General features: G+C 66.0%; 10 protein-coding genes and 1 tRNA gene. 5 read left to right on the forward strand and 6 right to left on the reverse strand.

Translation table 11 applies throughout. The features are described from left to right. Positions 1-34: 34 nt before the first annotated feature. From RIA72_RS16880 to gdhA, 5 genes are read right to left on the reverse strand one after another with little or no spacing between them, the layout of a single operon-like run. Positions 35-4,327, reverse strand: a complete 4,293-nt coding sequence (locus tag RIA72_RS16880; protein ID WP_502957980.1) for a hypothetical protein — start codon at positions 4,325-4,327, stop codon at positions 35-37. A 7-nt stretch (positions 4,328-4,334) separates the two neighbouring features. Continuing rightward, the gene (locus tag RIA72_RS16885) at positions 4,335-6,248 is read right to left on the reverse strand and encodes a hypothetical protein (protein WP_350033233.1); all 1,914 of its coding nucleotides are present in this window, start codon (positions 6,246-6,248) and stop codon (positions 4,335-4,337) included. A gap of 3 nt (positions 6,249-6,251) precedes the next feature. Then, positions 6,252-8,231: a heme-binding protein gene (locus RIA72_RS16890; RefSeq protein WP_350033234.1), complete on the reverse strand. Its 1,980-nt coding sequence runs from the start codon at positions 8,229-8,231 to the stop codon at positions 6,252-6,254. A 4-nt stretch (positions 8,232-8,235) separates the two neighbouring features. Next, positions 8,236-9,699 (reverse strand): multiheme c-type cytochrome, encoded by a 1,464-nt coding sequence (locus RIA72_RS16895; protein WP_350033235.1) that lies wholly within the window; start codon positions 9,697-9,699, stop codon positions 8,236-8,238. 48 nt (positions 9,700-9,747) lie between these two features. Further along, a complete protein-coding gene (gene gdhA / locus RIA72_RS16900; RefSeq protein ID WP_350033236.1) occupies positions 9,748-11,103 on the reverse strand; it encodes an NADP-specific glutamate dehydrogenase in 1,356 nt (451 codons plus the stop codon). Positions 11,104-11,248: 145 nt separating this feature from the next. Between gdhA and RIA72_RS16905 the strand changes: the two genes are divergently transcribed. Beyond that, positions 11,249-12,196 (forward strand): tetratricopeptide repeat protein, encoded by a 948-nt coding sequence (locus RIA72_RS16905; protein WP_350033237.1) that lies wholly within the window; start codon positions 11,249-11,251, stop codon positions 12,194-12,196. Positions 12,197-12,515: 319 nt separating this feature from the next. On the opposite strand, the gene putA is transcribed toward RIA72_RS16905, so the two are convergent. After that, positions 12,516-15,611 carry a bifunctional proline dehydrogenase/L-glutamate gamma-semialdehyde dehydrogenase PutA gene (putA, locus tag RIA72_RS16910; protein ID WP_502957981.1) on the reverse strand — a complete coding sequence of 1,032 codons (3,096 nt, stop codon included), beginning with the start codon at positions 15,609-15,611 and terminating at the stop codon, positions 12,516-12,518. 99 nt (positions 15,612-15,710) lie between these two features. On the opposite strand from putA, the gene RIA72_RS16915 reads away from it, so the two are divergent. The 4 genes from RIA72_RS16915 (at position 15,711) to RIA72_RS16930 (ending at position 17,892) form a co-directional block, all read left to right on the forward strand. Beyond that, complete coding sequence (locus tag RIA72_RS16915) at positions 15,711-16,181, forward strand: Lrp/AsnC family transcriptional regulator (RefSeq protein ID WP_350033239.1); 471 nt, start codon at positions 15,711-15,713, stop codon at positions 16,179-16,181. 45 nt (positions 16,182-16,226) lie between these two features. Continuing rightward, positions 16,227-16,300, forward strand: a tRNA-Gly gene (locus RIA72_RS16920). Positions 16,301-16,468: 168 nt separating this feature from the next. Continuing rightward, positions 16,469-16,945, forward strand: a complete 477-nt coding sequence (locus RIA72_RS16925; RefSeq protein ID WP_350033240.1) for an RNA polymerase sigma factor — start codon at positions 16,469-16,471, stop codon at positions 16,943-16,945. Next, on the forward strand, positions 16,939-17,892 hold the full coding sequence (locus tag RIA72_RS16930; RefSeq protein ID WP_350033241.1) for a FecR family protein: 954 nt from the start codon (positions 16,939-16,941) through the stop codon (positions 17,890-17,892). Before RIA72_RS16925 ends, RIA72_RS16930 begins: the two co-directional genes overlap by 7 nt. The last annotated feature ends 151 nt before the right edge of the window (positions 17,893-18,043 follow it).

The raw sequence follows: 18,043 nt of genomic DNA on the forward strand, positions 1-18,043 counted from the left end.
AACGTCAACTTCCGGTCGAAAGCGGACGCCACCCTCAATTCGCATACAGCAACGGCGGCCGCCACGCGCTCTCATCGACCTCGTCGCGGACCTTGTAGACGAGCCCCTTGCTGTTCAGGAACAGCTTCTCCATCTCCGCGCGGGTGAAGGGGCGCGAGCCGAGGCGGCCGAAGACCGCCATCTGGCCGCCGCTTTCGTCGACCGCGCGGTCGCGGTCGAGGCCCTTCGACAGCGCAAGCGCGGGCGACGGGGTTTTCGCCCAGGCGATAAGCTGCGGCGTCGGTTTGGGTGAGAAACCATAGAGCCCGGGATTGTCGGGGCTGGTCAGCTGGATCACCTTGATGCCCCCGCGCCCGTCGGCGACATAGGCAAAGAGCGACGCGTTGGTCGAGGCGACGATCACATCCTCCGCATCGCGCATCGCGCCGTCGAAGTTGAGCGCTGGCCATGCAACCGGCGCGGCGGGGCGCGTGACGTCGACGATGACGAGCCCGTCCTGCTTCGCCGCGACATACATATAGGTGCGCGCGAGATAGAGCTTGCGCGCGTCGGCAAGCCGCACCGTGCCCGACGGCACCGCCACCGGCCGCGCCATGTCGGTGACGTCGAACAACTTGACCCCCTCGGCGTCGGTGACCCAGAGGTAGCGGAACTGCACCGCGCTCGCGCGCGCGTCGCTGAGCGGGATTTGCGCGGTGACTTTCGGTTTGAGCGGCGCCGACAGGTCGAGCACGACGAGCCCCGCGTCGGTGGTGATATAGGCGAAGCTGCCCGCCAGCGTCACATGCCGCGCGCCCGTCAGCACATTACCCTCGTTCCACGTCAGCGCGCGCTTCAGTCTGTTGTTGCGGAACTCACCATCGGCGAGCGTATCGACATCGACGAGCACCAGCCCCTCGACGCTGTCGGTAATCACCGCATAGCGATAGATGGGGTGCATTTCCTGTTCGAGATTTTCCGGGAAATTCTGGACGATATTCTCGTTGCGCGCGACGCTGATCGGCTGCGTCGTCGCGAGCGCCATGCAGGTCGCATTCTTCGTCCGCACATGCGTGTCGTGGCCGAGCGGCGAGAAAGGCGCGCGCACGATACGTTCGGAAAAGCCCTTGTTGCCGATCGAGGCGACGTCATAAACGCGGAAGCCGCCCTTGCCCTCCGCCACGAACATATACTCGCCGCGCTGTTGCAGGCAGTTCACCCGCCCGCTCGTGTCCTGAACGATATTGGCAAATTCCTCGAGCGCCTTGGTCTCGCCCGACCCGCTGGCGTCGAAGGTCTTGCCGCGCACCCAATTTTTAAGCTCGCGGCCGTTCTGTTCGACGTGGAGCTTCCAATAATCGGGATAGGCATAGCGGTGGAGATAGGAGCCGATCACCGCCTGCGGCTCGTCCCATTCGGTCACGCGCGTCGCCTGAAAGCCGTCCTCCATCCCCGACCAGACGTTGAGCCCGACGAAATTGACGAAATTGGTGCCGAGCAGGAGGAGCTGCGACATGATCGCATTATTGTCGTCGGCGGCCGACAGGTGACAGTCGGTGCACTGCTTGGTTTCCTGTTTGCGGACCGTGTGCGGGAAGTGCGGAGCGAAGGCCTGGCTCGAATAGCCTGCCGACGAGATCGGCGGCTGCTGGATATAGATGCGCTCGCGGTTGATATTGGTCGACGAGAGGATCAGTGCCGAGGTCGAACGCACCGGGGTGATGATGCCGCGCGGGTTGCCGTCGGCGTCAGGCTCGCCGGGCTTGGTGAGCTGGTGGCGGCCGAGCTGGAACATTTCGTCGCGCGCGACCTGCGGGTTGTACGTCGCAAAGTTTCGCGTCTCTTCCCCCTCGAAATGGTGCATCTTGGTTTTCCAATTTGCCTCGATCGGCAAATGGCAACCCCCGCAGCTGGTCGTCCAGGAGAGGTGACAGGTGAAGCACGTCATCTTGTCGTCACCGTGCGCGCGGTCTTCCTTCGCGATACCCGGCCCCCATTCATATTTGCCGTCGTCGCTGCCCGAACGCGCCATCAGCTTGGCGCGCGCCGCTTTCGCGTTGAACTGCGGCCCCGGCGTCACCGCCTGCTTGACCAGGCTGACCTGCCATTCGAGCTTGGGATCGACGATCGAACGCTGGATGAGGCCGATTATCTCAGCATCGTCATTATACTGGAATTCGAAGCGACGGCGCCCATCGGGGTTGCGCAGCAGCGCCAGATTGGTGCCCTGCGGCCGCGCGGCGACGTTCGAGGTCAGGAGGTTGGGCAGCGCGTCGGCGGTGCCGTGGCAATCCTTGCACGAAATCTCGACCGCGTTCGCGACCTCGCCCTGGATATAGCCATTGCCGTGCGCGTCCTGCGCGAAGTGGCAGTCGGCACATTGCATCCCCTTTTCGGCGTGAATGTCCATCATATGGACCGTCTTGCCGGGATTGAGCCCGGCGGGGACGAACTTGCCCTCGCGCCCGTCGGCGGTCGCGCTCGTCAGGCAGAGGTCGCGTTCCTTGGGATCACTGTAGCTCGAACAGCTTTTGCGCCATTTTTCGGGGTCGGCAGGGTCGACGATATGTGCGGTGTCGGTACCCCAGGTCGCCATATTGCCATCGGCGGTGAGCAGGTTGCCGCTCCGGTCGCGCTTGAAGATGCCGCGGAAGTTCCAGCCATGGCCGTGATAGTCCGCGAACTGCGTGTCCTTGTTGCTGTCGTTGACGTCATAGACGTCGCGCAGGAACTCGACATCGGCCCAGAGGCCGCGCGGCGCGGCGCCCTCCGGATTGCGTTCGAGCACCTGATGCACCTCGGCGGCGGTCGGATAGCGCTGCTGCTTATACCTCTTCTGATACTCTTCGTCGCTCATCCCCGGCGGGCGCGGCGCGCTGTTTTCGGGTCCGGGCCACAGCTGCGGCGCGTCCGATTCATAATCCCACATCGTATAGCCGAGGTAGGAATTGAGGAAGATGTTGGGCTGGTGCATGTGGCACGTCATGCACTGCGCGGTCGGGATCGCGCGCGTGAAGGCGTGGCTGATCGGATGCCCCGACTCGCGGCGCGGCTTCTGACCGGCGCGCGCCGGGACATCGGGGTCGGCGGGGTCGATCAGCGCGCCGTGCCCGCCGCCCGCATGATGACCGTCGGCGGGCGCCCCATGCGCGTCGTCGTCGCCATGCCCGCCGCCCTTCCACTTTTTCTCCGCGATCGTCGGATCGACCGTCGCGGTCTCGCCATCGCGGCCATATTGGGCATAGGTCAGGCTGTGGCGCGGCTCGCGGTCGTTGGCATAGATGACGTGACAGCCCGCGCAGCCCGAATGGCGATAGTCGCCCGGCTGGTCGTTCGTCCCCATGAACCACATGAACGGGTCGTTGAGGCGCGTCTTGTGGATGTTGAGCACGGGGATCGCGACGCGAAGGCCGGTGCCGGGGCCGCGGTTCGACTGTTTGAGGTCGGGGCGCCCCGGCTCTTCGAGCCGCTGGATCTGCCCCGTCGGATTGGGCAGGCCGATCTCGGGGAACTGGGTATTGATGTTGCGCCCGCCGCGCTCGAACACGCGGAATACGTCGCCCGGCGGGATCACGCTCCAGCGCGGGAGCGGATACATTTTGGCGAGCGCGCCGCGCTTGCGTTCGGCGTCGGTCAGGATTTTTTCGGACGCGAAGCTTGGCTTGCACGCCTCGGCATATTCCTCGCGCGTCAGCTTCGACGAAGGCGAGAGGATGCACGCCGGATCGCCGGTGCGCGTATAGGCCTCGCCGAAGATGTAATTCTTGTAGGGAACAATGCCGTTGTTATACGCCGCGCCGCCCCAAAGCATCGCGCCGGTCGACATCAGCGAGCGTTCGGTCGCCTCGATCACCTCCATGTGGCACGCCCCGCACGCCTCGCGCGCGACGCGATAGTCGCTGGGGTTCACGAAGCGGATGAACTCGGGCGCTTCCTTGTTGAGCAACGTATAGCTGCGCACGGGGTTCGCCGAGCTGTCGTGCCACGCGCCGGGCAGCGTCGGCTGCGGGTGCGCGACCTTCATCGCGGCGATATTGTAGGCGCTTTTATATCCCAGCTCGGGCTTGCCGAAGGCGGCGGGCGAGGTCGCGTCGCCGCCATGACAATCGGTGCAGCCAAGCTTGACCGCCGGGGTGGCGTGCATCGACGGCTGATCGGTCTGCGTGTGGCAGCTGTAACAGCCCGCCGATTTCGCCGCGACGTCGGCGTCGCTCTGCTCGCGCGGCGCGGGCGGGGTGAAGCGATAGGTGATCTTGAGCGGCTTTTCCTCCTCGGCCGCACGGCCGACGCTGGCGCCAAAGGCAGCGCACAGCGTCACGAAAGCCAACAGAGCGAAGAGTTTGCGCATCAGCATATCAAAAACTCAAGATCGCATTGGCGAGGATCGACACATAGGCGTCGTTCTTCTGCTTGTTGTCGAACAGGTCCTTGAACCCGTCGCCGGGCAGCAGCACCGCGGCGCTGAGGCGCCCGACGATATTCTGCGTCGCCTTGGGTCGCCAGATCGCGGCAACCGACAGGTCGAAACCGATGTCCTTGGGGATCGAGCCCTCGACGCGCAGCGCCTGCAGCGTCGCGGTATTTTCGAACCACAGATGGTTGGCGTTCAGGCTGACGCGCATCTGCGGCGACAGGTCGAAATCGGCGCCGGCGCCGACGAAGACGGTGCCGGGGTTGTTGAAATTCGACTGCCCCTCTTCCTTTGACGAGCGCAGCGAGTTCAAGATGCCGTTGCGGCCGTTCACCGAAATGACGCGCCCGCCGCCCGCAAAGGGGATCGTCTGCCGAATCCAATAGCTTGTGTCGGCGCCGCCGAAGATCGGATTTTCAAAGATCGCGTCGAAACCGCCTTCGGTCTTGTTATAGGGATCGCCGTCGCCCGTCGCGTACAGCCCCGACAGGCGAAAGCGCATCCAGTCGTAATCGTAACTGAGTTCGACCGCGCCGAAGCCCGCGCGGATTTCGGCGGGCTGGCTGGTGAAAAAGCTGTTCCGATCCTCGCCCAGCGCGGCGTAGAAGCTGGCGGTCAGGTTGATCCGCCCGATACGCCCGTCGGCGCTATAGCCCAGATAGACGACATCATATTCGCGCCCGCGCAGGTCGCCGAGCAGCGCGGGGCGCACCGGGAATCCGTTGTGGTCGATCTGAACATCCTTCTTTTCGCGGTTCATATTATAGGTCACGCTGACCTGGCTGGTCAGCCCGACGACCGGGAAATCCTGGCGATAGAGGTTGGCGGTGAGGATGAAATCGTCGCGCGGCGTCTGGGTGATGTCGTTGAGCCCGCTGTTCGTATCCTTTTCGAGCCGCCAGAAGGCCGCGAGATTATATTGAAAGCGGTTGTTGTCGCGATTGCCGAACAGGCGGATGCCGAGCTGGCTGTCGTTGAAGAGGAAACCGCGGAAGTCGCTCTGGAACGGCTGGATGCCGACGCGGATCGAATAGAAGTCGTAGCGATCCGACGTGTTGCCCAGATGCTTGTCGACGAAGAGTTCCTGCACGCCGAGGAAGCTGTCGTAACGATGGCTGGGCTTCGACGGGCGCACGTCGAGCACGCGGCGTTCGGGCACGTCGACATAATTGGCCTGCCAGGCGAGCGTCAGCCGATATTCGACATCGGGCGGTTTGAAGGCCGTCGATCCCTTGATCAGCGCGACGCCCCCGATGAAGGTCTGCGCAAAGACAAAGCTGCGATCCTTGCCAAAGACGTCGAGGCTGCCCGGCCGCTCGGTCGTCTGGACGCCGACGGGAATGGGAAAGGTGCGCGGTTCGAACACCGTGTCGGACACCGCACTGGCAACAAAAAACCAGTCGTCGCCCTTGATCGGCAACCATTTGACCTTGTCGGGGTCGATCGCGCGGTCGCCCTTCAGAACATTCTGGTGATAGGGGTCGAACCAGCGTTCCTTGACGACGCCAAGCGTTTCGATGAGGCGCCAGCGGTCGGGAACGGGAAGCTGGTCCTCGATCCCCGGAAAAGCCTGCGGCGGCGGCGGGCGCAGCGCGCCGACATTGTCCTGGGCAAGCGCATCGGGCAGCTCGGGGCGATAGCCGGGACGGCGACGCCCCTCGATCATGTCGGTGACGAGATCGTCGGGGAGGATTTCCTGCCAGTCGACCGGCGGCGGGGGCGGGGAAAGGTCTTCGCCCGGTTGCTCGGCGGGCACGCTATCGGCCGACCGCACGTCAGTCGCCGGCGGCGGCGGTGCATCGGCGCCCGGCGCGCCGAGCGCCGCGATGACTGGCCAAAGGCTGCCCCCCGCCATCATCGCCTATAGCCCGTCGCAGACATTTTGCCCCGCCGTGTCGAGGAAGGGGGCAAAGGGACAGCTGATGTAACGAAGGCGCACCGTCCGCCGGTCGGCGAGCGTGACGACGATAGTGTCGGCGCGGATCGCTTTCGGGGCATTGCCGATGCCGCCGACGCGCGCGCCGGCGTTGTGCGTGCCCAGAAAGCTGATCATATCGTCCTGGTCGATGCCGTCGCCCGACACGCCGATCGCCCCGACCAGCGTATTGCCGCGATAGATGGGGACCGATCCAGGGAAGATCTGGATGCCGTTCTGCAGCCGGTTCTGTCCCGGCGCGGCGTCGGGCAAGGTCGTGCAGCGCGCGGGCGTGTCGGTGGGGCTCGCCCCCGACACAAAGCCCAGATGCGCGCCGAGATTGCCGATGATCAGCGCCGATTGCAGCCCGGTCGAAAAGGGGTTGAACTGCGCGATCGGGCGCGACAGCGGGCCGTGCGGCCGCCCGACCTCGCCATCGGGAAAATAGGGGCGCGACAGATTGCCGCCCGATCGGTCGGCGAAGGCGATGGCGCCGGTAAGTGCGGCGGGGTCGCTCAGGAAACTGCGCACCGCGGGCACGAAGGCGGCGACATCGGCGCTGGCGTTCGCCGACAGCTCGGCGGCGGCCTGCGGTCCCGAAAAGAAAGCGGCGGTGCGTGCCTTCTGCAACGACACATCGGTCCCGAAAATCGGCGCGTCGGGCGAGCGCACGATGCCGAGCACCGCGCCATGCGTGTCGACAAGGCTGATCGTCACTTGCGCGCGGCTGTCGAGCGGGCGGCGGATCTGCGCACGCGCGCGGCTCATCACCGCAAAGGCTTCCTCCAGCACCGCGCGTGCCTCGGCCGCGCTTAGCGGCGCGGCGACGCTCGCGCCATCGGTACCGGCGCGGATCGGATAGCGGTTCGTGCCGCTGCCGTTGGTGAGGATAAAGGCGTCGCGGTTGGAAAATTCGGCCGCGGTCGCGGCGCGGATGCCCGACGCCTCGGTGCCATAGGCGGTCCCGGCGGTGATCGCGGCATTGGCATAGCCGATCACCGCGACCAGATTGCCCGCGCTGCCGTTAAGGCTGGCGAAACTGGCGCCGCCGCTCGTCCGCACCCCGGCGAAGGTCGCGTCGGAAAAGCGCAATGTCGTCCCGTCGACGGCGATCTTGTCGGCCGTGATGCTGCTCGGCGCCTCGAACCCGCGTGTCCCCGCCAGCGCGATGAACTCCTCGTCATCGGCGTCGATGTCGAGGATATTGGGGTCGCTGCCATAGACGCCGTCGCCCATCACCCCGATGCCGCCGACGAGCACGCCATTTTTGTAAAGCGGCAGTCCGCCGGGATCGGCGGCGAGGCCGAGCGGCGAGCGCTTCGGGCCGATCAGCGCGGCCGACCCCGCGGCGCCGAAACGCGCCGACAGGTCGCTGCACGGAAGCTGGCTGAACTGCACGCCGAAGAGCGGACCGCTTTCCAGCCCCGCCGTCGTCGGTGCGGGCGGGAAATGTTCTTGGACGATCTGGCTGGCGGTGCGCGTCGAAAAGGCATTGCCGCCGCTCGACAGATAAGCCCCCGTCACCGCCTTGGCGATCGCGCCGCCTTCGGCAGGAAAGGTGACATTTTGCGCGTCGATGCTGTTGCCGTTGGGCGCCGCCGACGTCGTCGCCGTGGCGCGCGCGCCGGTCATACGAAAGACGCCAAGCACATTGCCGACGCGGTCGGTCACGGCAATGACCGAGGGCAGCCCGCGCGCCTGCGCCTCTGCAATGGCGTTGGCGAGGACCGTCTGCACGTCGCCCGTGCTCAGCGCCTCGGCGGCAGGCGGCGTATAGAACCCGCCGGTCGGCGTGGGGGTCGGCGCGGGCGAAGGCGAGGGCGCCGGTGTGCCGCCACCGCCTCCACCGCCCCCGCAGGCGGCGAGCAGCAGTGCGCTGCCTGCTGCAACGGCGGCCGAACGGAAAAAACGGGTCTTGCCTTGCATCATCTTACCGAAGCGCCCCGATCGCGCGCACCGCACTGCCGAATGACGCCTGAAATTCCGCGGGTCGATAGGCATTGGGGTCCTTCACCGCGGCATAGGCGCGGTCGATGTCGCCGCGGATTCCCGCCGCCGCGCCGACGGTGACGCGCCCCGACGAGACCATCGCGCCCAGCAGCGTGTCGACCCCCATCACCGCCTGCTGCGACCCCGCATAGTCGGTGTAACGCTCGCTCGTCGCCTTCGCGGCAATCGCGTCGACCATTTGAAAGGCATCGGCACCCGAAAAGCTGCGCGACGCAAAGGCGCGCTTCAGCGCCGCGACCGTTTGCGCCAGCGCCGCCGCCGCCTGAACCGCGCTCGCGCGGTCGGTCGCCATCGCCTTGTGGAACGCGGCCGTGCGCGCAGCGAGCTGATCGGCGAGCGCGGGCGCCGCCATGCGCGCCGCCGCGGCGAGCATGATCAGATTTTCGTCATTATAGGGCGGCATCCCTTCGGGCAGGTTGCGGCCGGGATTGTCGATGCCGGTGCGCACGGGCTTTGCCTGGTCGAAGATGCGCCGATGACAGCTGTGGCAATCGAGGAAATAAAATTCGGGGAAGATGCCCTCGGTCCCGCGCCGCGTCTGGAAGAGGGCAAGGCTGCGCTCGATCGCCGCCGCCTGCCCGACCGCCCACATCTGGACATGATCGGTGCGGCGACCCGGTGCCCCGAATTTGCGCCAGCCATAATCGGCGTCCTCCTGATGATGCGCCTGCAGCGAGGAAAAAAGGTCGAGCTCGAACGCAATGCGCGGGTGCCCGGCCGCCATGATGCGGTGCGTGACGAACTGGCCGTCGGCGGCCGAGCCGAAGTGGCAATCGACGCAGACCCCGGCGCGCACCACCGGATCCTCCAGCTTTTTGAGCCCCGCCGACAGGTTGGCGAGATGTTTCTGGCGCATCTCGGCATCGGGATCGGCGTTGGTGCCGACCCCGGCATAATGGCTCGCGAGCCAGCCCCCCGCGGGGCCGTGGCACGATTCGCAGCCGACGCCATCCTCGGCCAACACCGCCCGCGACGCCCCCGCCGTGCTATGACAGCCCAGGCACATCTGCGCCTTCGCGGGATCGCCGATGCCCAGATTGCGCGCGATGAACTGGCTGCGATTATTATTGAGCACCGCCCAGGCGCGGCTGTGCGCGCCGCCGGGGGTCGAGGGTTCCTGCCATCTCATCAGCTCGTCCTGGCGGACGACGGTGCCGTCACCCTCCATTCGGCCGTGACAGGTCGACCCGGCGCACGACGCGACGCCGGTGTAACGCGCGCTGCCGTCGCCCTGCGACTGCGCTGGGGGAGCAAAGACAAGCGCCGCGATAGCGAGCGCGAGCAACGTCGCCGCCAGCGCGGCAAATGCCGCGCGCAGGGGAGGACGGGCGCCCAATGCCGCCCGAGGCCGATCGCCGCGCTCCTTCCCAGCGTGCGCCGTCATCCGCAGTTCCCCTTTTCCCCAACCGGCGCTTTTACGCCTTGAACCGAATTACACCACCCCGAAAGCCAGCATCGCGTCGGCAACCTTTTTGAATCCCGCGATATTGGCGCCCTTTACATAGTCGATATAGCCATTGCCTTGGTCGCCATAGGTCAGGCAGCGCGCGTGGATGCCGTCCATGATGTCCTGCAGCATCTGTTGCAATTCGCCCTCGCTCCACGCGCGGCGGCCGCTGTTCTGGCTCATTTCCAGCCCCGACACGGCAACCCCGCCGGCATTGGCGGCCTTGCCCGGCGCGAACATGATTTTCGCATCCTTGAAATGATGCACACCGTCGAGGTTGGTGGGCATGTTCGCGCCCTCGCTCACCGCGATACAGCCATTGGCTACCAGCGTCTTGGCATCCTCACCGAGCAGTTCGTTCTGCGTCGCACACGGCAGCGCAACGTCGCACGGCACCCCCCATGGAGTCTTGCCGGCGGTGAAGGTCGCGCCCTTGAACGCGTCGACATATTCCTCGATCCGGCCGCGGCGGTGCGTCTTGTGCGCCTTGACCCAGTCGATCTTGTCCTGCGTGATGCCGTCGGGATCGTGGATGAACCCGCCTGAATCGGACAGCGTCAGCACCTTGCCGCCCAATTGCACGATCTTTTCGGCGGCGTGCGTCGCGACATTGCCCGACCCTGAAATCACCGCGCTCTTGCCGACCAGATCCTGCCCCTTGGCGGCGAGCATGTTGGCGAGGAAATAGACCGCGCCATAACCCGTCGCCTCGGTCCGGATCAGCGAGCCGCCCCATTCGAGCCCCTTGCCGGTGAGCACGCCGGTGAATTCGTTGGTGATGCGTTTATACTGGCCGAACATGAAGCCGATCTCGCGCCCGCCGACGCCGATGTCGCCTGCGGGCACGTCGACGTCGGCGCCGATGTGGCGGTACAGCTCGGTCATGAAGCTTTGGCAAAAGCGCATGATCTCGCGCACGCTCTTGCCCTTGGGGTTGAAATTCGACCCGCCCTTGCCGCCGCCCATCGGCAACCCGGTCAGCGCATTTTTGAACGTCTGTTCGAACGCCAGAAATTTGAGCACGCTTTCGGTGACGCTGGGGTGAAAGCGGATACCGCCCTTATAGGGGCCGATGGCATTGTTATTCTGGACGCGCCAGCCGCGCTGGACGCGGATGTTGCCATTATCATCCTCCCAGCAGACGCGGAAGGAGACGACCCGGTCGGGTTCGGCGATGCGGCGCAATATCTGCTGGGCGTGATATTCTTCCTTGTCGGCGATGAAATCGAAAATGTCCTCGGACACTTCCTGCACCGCCTGGACGAACTCGGGTTGCCCCGGATTGCGCCTTTTCACGCCTTCCATGAACGTCGAAAAATCGACGTGATCCGACACTGCCATGCACCCCTCCCCTGCTGACTGGGAAAGCCGGTGCGACCCCTGACGATTTTGTCGTTGACCGACCTCGTGGGTCAAAGGCTACACCATCGCGGGCCAAAGGCAATATGGCAGCGCCGGAAGCCGGCTATTTTTCGTGGGGGCAAAAATGAGCGGGACCAATGGGATCAAGGCCGAAAAGGCGGGTGGGCTTACCGGCATCAACCGCGCGATCCTGGTCGCCGCCTTCGCCCTGCTCGCCGCGGCGATCGGCTATTCGGTCTGGCGCGATACAACTCCCGCCGCCGATCCGGCGGCCGAAGATGTCGCGGCGCCGCGCGACCAGCTTGCCGCGATCGAGGCGCGCACGGCGCGCGAACCGAACAGCGCCGATGCCTGGACCGCGCTGGGGGCGGCGCGATTCGACCTCGGCGACTTTGCGGGCGCCATCGCGGCCTATGAAAAGGCGACCCGGCTGTCGCCGGACGCGGCGGGTTTGTGGTCGGCATTGGGCGAAGCGCGCGTGATGGCGAGCGAGCGCGATCCGATGCCGGCCGCGGCGGCGCGGGCCTTTGACAAGGCCATCGCGCTCGACGCCAGCGATCCGCGCGCGCGCTATTTCCTCGCGGTGAAAAAGGACATCGGCGGCGATCACAAGGGCGCGATCGACGATTGGTTCGCGCTGCTGGCCGACACGCCCGAAGGCGCGCCGTGGGAGGCCGACCTGCACCGGACGATCGAACAGGTCGGCGCGATCCACAGGATCGACGTTGCAGCGCGCCTCGCCAGCACACGGCCGCGCGCGCCGACCGCCGATGAAATGCCCGTCGCCGCGCGTGCGATTCCGGGGCCGAGTCGCGCCGAGATGGAAGCGGCATCACAGCTTCCCAAGGGCCAGCAGGACGCGATGATCGCCGGCATGGTCGACGGGCTGGAGGCAAAGCTGAAGGCGAACCCGGCCGACGTCGACCGATGGATCATGCTGATGCGCAGCCGTATGACGCTGGGCGAGACCGCAAAGGCGGCACAGGCGCTGAAGGACGCGATGGCCGCCAATCCAGGCGCGACCGCACGATTGAAGGCGCAAGGACAATTGCTCGGGGTGCCGGGCGCCTGATCTGGGACTCTATCGAGGTGATGACCCCAAAAAGAGCGGCGGGCAGCTGCGGCGCATCCGCGCCCTCGTCGACCGGATCAAGGCCGTTGACGGGCGGCCCGACTGGCGCGGTCGCCGTCGACGCGGAAGCTTTGCATAACCGCGCATAAAGGCTATATTGCGGGCGCTGCGGGGGGAACCAGAATAAAGGGTCGCCGCGGCACCAAGCCGCGTGACGATTTCGGACGTATTGCCTGGGATAGCTGTCCACTCTGTATCAGGCCGCGCGGTTCATGGGGTTTGAAACCCGCGGTCGCCGCTCGCCGACCCTTCAGATCGCTCATCCCGCCATCAACGCGGCATTGCCGCCTGCGGCGGTGATGTCGGTGCTGATCGTCTTTTCCTCGGCAAAGCGGTGGAGATAGTGCGGGCCGCCCGCCTTCGGCCCCGTTCCCGACAGCCCGCGCCCGCCGAACGGCTGCGAGCCGACGATCGCGCCGATCTGGTTGCGGTTGACATAGACATTGCCGACCGCGGCGCGTGCGGCGATGTGCGCGGCCACGCCGTCGATCCGCGTGTGGACGCCGAGCGTCAGACCATAGCCCGATGCGTTGATCGCGTCGATCAGCGCATCGAGTTCGCCCCCCTTCCACGTCGCGACATGCAGCACCGGACCGAAAATCTCGCGCTTCAGATCGGTGACATCGTCGAGCCGGATCAGCACCGGCGGCACGAAATGCCCGCCCGGCGGCGTGTTCGTCCGCCCCGCTTCGGCGATCACGCGGCCCGCCGCGCGCGCTTCGGCGATATAGGCCGCGATACTGGCCTGCGCCTCCTCGTCGATGATCGGGCCGACGTCGGTGGCAAGGATCGCGGGGTCGCCGACATCAAGCTCGGCCATCGCCCCCGCAACCATCGCGATCATCGTTTCGGCGACATCCTCCTGCACGCAAAGCAGGCGCAGCGCCGAACAGCGTTGCCCCGCCGACTGAAAGGCGCTGGCGACGGCATCGCGCGCCACCTGTTCGGGCAGCGCGGTCGAATCGACGATCATCGCGTTGGCGCCGCCGGTTTCGGCGATGAGGGTCGCGATCGGGCCGTCGCGCATCGCGAGACCCCGGTTGATCGCGCGCGCAACCTCGGTGGACCCGGTGAAGGCGACGCCGATGATACCGGGGTGCCCGGTCAGCGCCGCGCCCACCGTTTCACCGCGGCCGGGCAGAAAGGCGAGCACATCGCCGGGAACCCCGGCTTCGAGCAGCAGCTCGACGGCGGCGTGCGCGATGAGCGGCGTCTGCTCGGCGGGCTTCGCAAGCACGGCGTTGCCCGCAGCGAGCGCCGCCGATAGCTGGCCCAGAAAGATCGCGAGCGGGAAATTCCACGGGCTTATGCACGCGAACACGCCCTTGCCTTCGAGCATCAATTCGTTGCGCTCGCCCGTCGGGCCGGGAAGCGCGAGGGGATGGGTGAAGTCCGCGCGCGCCTGCGCCGCATAATAGCGAAGGAAATCGACCGCTTCGCGTACCTCGGCGATCGCGTCGACAAGCGTTTTTCCCGCCTCGTCGATCGCGAGGCCGAGGAAGGTCGCGTCCTGTTCCTCAAGCAGGTCCGCCGCGCGTTCGAGCCGCGCGGCGCGGAAGGCGCCGCCCGCGAGGCTCCAGTCGCCTTGCGCCCGGCGCGCCGCCGCGACGGCATCGGCGACGGTATCGGCATCGGCCTCGACCACCTGCCCAACGATCGCCCCCGTCGCGGGATTGCGCACCGGTTCATGGCGCCCTGCGCGCGCGATGCCGCCGACGATCGGCGCCGCGACCCGGTCGGCGCGCCGCGCCGCGCCGATCGCAGCGACCAGCGCCTCGGGCACGCCCGGCTCGCCGAGGTCGTAGCCGCGCGAATTGCGCCGCGCCGGGTCGAACAGCGCGAGCCCGGTGGCGATATTTGAAGAGGGCGCGCTCGCGATGCTGCGCGGATCGACCGCCAGTTCCTCCGCGGTGACGTCGGGATCGGAGAATTGATGCACAAAGCTGGAATTGGCGCCATTTTCAAGCAGGCGCCGGACCAGATAGGCGAGCAGGTCGCGGTGGGTGCCGACGGGCGCGTAGACGCGCACCGGTCGCGGTGGCGGCGACAGCGCGACGAGCGCGTCGTGCGCGCCCTCGCCCATTCCGTGCAGCCGTTGCAGCTCGTAATCGGCGCCCGCAAAGAGTTCGGCGACGAAAGCCAGCGTCATCGCATTGTGGCTCGCAAAGGCAGGATAGATGCAATCCTGATAGCCGCGGAGAAGCTGCGCGCAGCGCATATAGTTGAGGTCGGTGTGCAGCTTGGCCGTGAACACCGGGAAATCGCCGAGGCCCAGCGTCTGCGCGCGCTTGATCTCGGTATCCCAATAGGCCCCTTTGACGAGGCGCATCGACAATTTGACCCCGCGCGCCCGCGCGCGCGCCGCCAGCCAGTCGATCACCGCGGGCGCGCGTTTCTGATATGCCTGGATGACGATGCCCAGCCCGGTCCAGCCGTCGGCGATGCCGGCATCGATCAGCGCCGCAAATACGTCCATATGCGGTTCCAGCCGGTCGCTTTCCTCGGCGTCGATCATCAGCGGGATGTTCGCCGCGCGCGCCGCTTTTGCGAGGTCGATGACGCGCGGGACCAGCTCTTCGCGGACGCGCGCCGCTTGCAGATATTCGTAGCGCGGGTGAAGCGCCGAGAGCTTGATCGATATGCCGTGGTTCGCATGGGGGTCGCCGGCCATCGCGCGCTCGCCGATCCGGCGGATCGCCGCGGCATAGCTGTTCCAATAGCGCTGCGCATCCTCGGCGGTGCGCGCCGCCTCGCCAAGCATGTCGAAGCTCGCCAGTTCGGACTGTTCCTTGTCGGCGCGCTTGACCGCGGCGTCGATCGTCTCGCCCATCACGAACTGCTGGCCGAGCAGTTTCATCGCCGCGAGCGCGGCCTGACGGATCACCGGCTCGCCCGATCGGCGGATCATCGATTTGAGCAGGCTGAGCGGGTTCGCCTTGCTCCCCATCGCATCGAGCATCAAGGTCGCCGAGCCGAGCGAGAGGCCGCGCGCCGACAGCGCGACGATCAGCGGGCTGTCGTCATCATCGCCCTCGGCCCAATGGCGCCCGGCGATCTTGTCGCGGATCAGCGCATTGGCGGTGGCATTGTCGGGAACGCGCAGCAGCGCTTCGGCAAGGCACATCAGCACCACGCCTTCTTCGGTCGACAGGCGGTAGCGGTTCATCAGCTGCGCCACGAGCGTTTCGCGTTCGCCCTCGGCCTTCGCCTTGCGGATAAGGGCGAGCCCACGGCGCGTCACCGCCTCGACGCTCGCCGTCGAGGTTGCAAGGGCGGCGCGCAGCTCTGCGACAAGATCGGCTTCGTTGCGGCGGGCGAGAGCGCGGAGGGGCGCGCGGTCGGGGTTCGGGGTCATGCCGTCCCGAATAGCATAGTCACCGAGGGCGATCCGACTTGTTTGCTGGAATTTCAGGTGCGAATTGACCAACTTTTCAATCAATCATAGTCTCTTTGGATGACAAATCCTTCTTCAACAGTCGATCTGGACGATTTCGATCGCAAGATTCTCGCGATTCTGGGCCGCGACGGACGAATCACCTACACCGACCTCGCATCGCGGGTCGGGCTCTCGAAAACCCCGTGCCAGCAGCGCGTGAGACGCCTTGTCGACAGCGGGCTGATCACCGGCTTTCGCGCAATCGTCGATCCCGCGAAAGTCGGACTCGACCATGTCGCCTTTACCGAGGTCAAGCTGTCGGACACGCGCGAGGAGGCGCTCAAGCAGTTCAACGATGCGGTACGCCAAATCCCGGAGGTCGAGGAATGTCACATGATTGCGAGCAGCTTCGACTATCTGCTCAAGGTCCGCACCCCCGACATCCGCCGCTATCGCATCGTCCTCGGCGAAAAAATCTCCAGCCTGCCGCATGTCGCGAGCACCTCGACCTTCGTGGCGATGGAAACGATCCTCGAATCGGCGCGCTGAAGCATTGACCGCCGCGCCGGAAGGCGGCAAAGGCCGGAGCGGCAAGCGGGTGTAGCTCAATGGTAGAGCAGAAGCTTCCCAAGCTTACGACGAGGGTTCGATTCCCTTCACCCGCTCCATCCCTGAAAATCCTTTCGCCAATCGGCCGGCCGTGCCCCCGGCATGGCCCGCTGGACGCCATGATTTTGCGCCTTGCTTCTGGAAGCGATCGGCGGAGCGATCGTTTGGAATTGTCTGAAACGGTCCGCCCATTCGTCTAACTGGACGAAGCAATATATGGGAACGCTATGTCGAGCCTGACCGAGATGATGGCAAAAGCAAGGCGCGCGGTGATGCGGCGCGGCGTCGCGGCCGACGATGCGGACGAAATTGTGCACGACGCCTTTATCAAGGTCGAGCAATATGAGCAGATCCACCGGGCCCAATCGCGCGAGGCGCTTTTGGTCAAGGCCGCCGTCAATCTGTCGATCGATCGCGTGCGCCGGAGCCGCCGATCGCCCTTCACCGACTATGACAATATTGCCGACATCCGCGATACGTCGCCGGACGCCGCGCAAATTGTCGAAGAACGGTTGCGCCTGCTCCACGCCGCGACAGGGCTGGAGCAGTTGAGCGAGCGCGCGCGACGGATCCTGTTGCGACGGCGGCTCGACAATATTTCGTTCGCCGAGATCGCCGAACTCGAAGGGATGTCGGTCGCCGCGGTGGAAAAGCAGGTCGCGCGCGCGACATTGCAACTGATGAAATGGATGGAACAATGGTGACGCCGCCCGACCGGTCCGAACGGATTGCCGCGGAAGCCGCGGCGTGGCTCGCCCGGCTCGAATCGACGGGGCGTAGCGCCGCGACCGAGCCGGGGCTGCAGGCGTGGCTCGTGTCCGACGACGCGCATCGGCGATCGTTCGAACGCGCCATGGACGCCTGGGCGATCATCCCGGGGGCGGCGCAGCTGCTCGACGCCCATCCGGCGCCCGCGAACGATCGGTCGCGGCTTGTCCGGGCGCTTGCGCTCGCGGCGTCGCTTGTCTTCGTTCTTTTTGCGGCGGGCTGGTGGCTTCTCGACCAGCCCGCCGCCTATTCGACCGCGGTGGGCGAGCAAAAAATCGCCACGCTGGAGGATGGAACCCGCATCGCGCTGAACGCGGAAACGCACCTCAGTGTCCGATACGACCGTCGGACGCGGAGCGTCCGCCTCGACAGCGGCGAGGCAATGTTCGAGGTGAAGCACAATCCCAAAAGACCCTTCCGGGTCGAGGCGGGCGACAAGACCGTGACCGCGCTCGGCACCAGCTTCCTTGTGCGCAAGGTGGGTGACGCGGTGGTCGTGACGCTGATTTCGGGGAAGGTGCGCGTCGACACGCAGGATGGCGCGGCCCGGTCGGCGTCACCGGCGCCCGTCGTGCTGGCACCGGGCGAGCGCCTGATCGCGGCGGCCGACTCGCCGGAAATTGTCACGCGCACCTCGTCCGAGGCGGCGACGGCGTGGCGGCGCGGACAGGTGGTGTTCGAAGATACGACATTGTCGGCCGCCATCGCCGAACTCAATCATTATGGCGGCGTACAGATCGACGTCGCGGATCCCAGGCTGGGCGGCCTTTTGGTTTCGGGGGTGTTTGCCACCAATGACGCGGCCGAATTCGCCTCGGCCGTCGCCGTGCTCCACGGGCTGGAAGTGAAGCGAGAGGACGGCCGCCTGCGCCTGTCGCGCTAGGCGAAACCGCGGGCAAGTGAACCGAAAATCGGAATATAATTACACACTTGCGGCCGCAGACATGTTTTTGTTCGTGATTGTGTCGGATTTGGGACGCCCGCGCGTCTAAACCAATGCGGCGGAATGCGATGAACGCACCGGGCGCAGGGGG

The organism is Sphingopyxis sp., assembly GCF_040216815.1.
In the GTDB taxonomy this organism is placed as follows: Bacteria; Pseudomonadota; Alphaproteobacteria; order Sphingomonadales; family Sphingomonadaceae; genus Sphingopyxis.